The following is a 346-nucleotide window of genomic DNA, read 5'->3' on the forward strand; positions in this document are numbered from 1 at the left end:
TGGCGTTGAAGGGTTAAATAATGCTCATTATTGGCAAAAAGCTCTCGCCGTATGCCCTATTGTCCATATCGGGCCTGCTGGCAGCGTCTGATCAGGCTGTAAAGTGGCTGGTGCAGCAATCAATGGCCTATGGCGAGTATGTTTCGGTGACCCCGTTCTTTAACTGGGTGCACCTATGGAACACCGGTGCCGCATTCAGTCTTTTTGCGAATGGTGGAGGCTGGCAGCGCTACTTTTTTATCGGAATCGCGGTAGTGGTCTCGATTTTTCTGATCAAGCTGATCCTTGAAAATCGTCATAAAGGAGAAGCCATCGCTTACAGTCTTATCCTCGGTGGCGCCATGGG

General features: G+C 50.3%; 1 protein-coding gene. It reads left to right on the forward strand.

The window, feature by feature from the left end; all coding sequences use genetic code 11:
* Positions 1–20: 20 nt before the first annotated feature.
* A partial coding sequence (locus ACTRWE_RS19325) for a signal peptidase II (protein ID WP_462880550.1) occupies positions 21–346 on the forward strand: 326 nt, incomplete at its 3' end.

Source organism: Pseudoalteromonas sp. G5_S1_54_S4 (assembly GCF_054968565.1).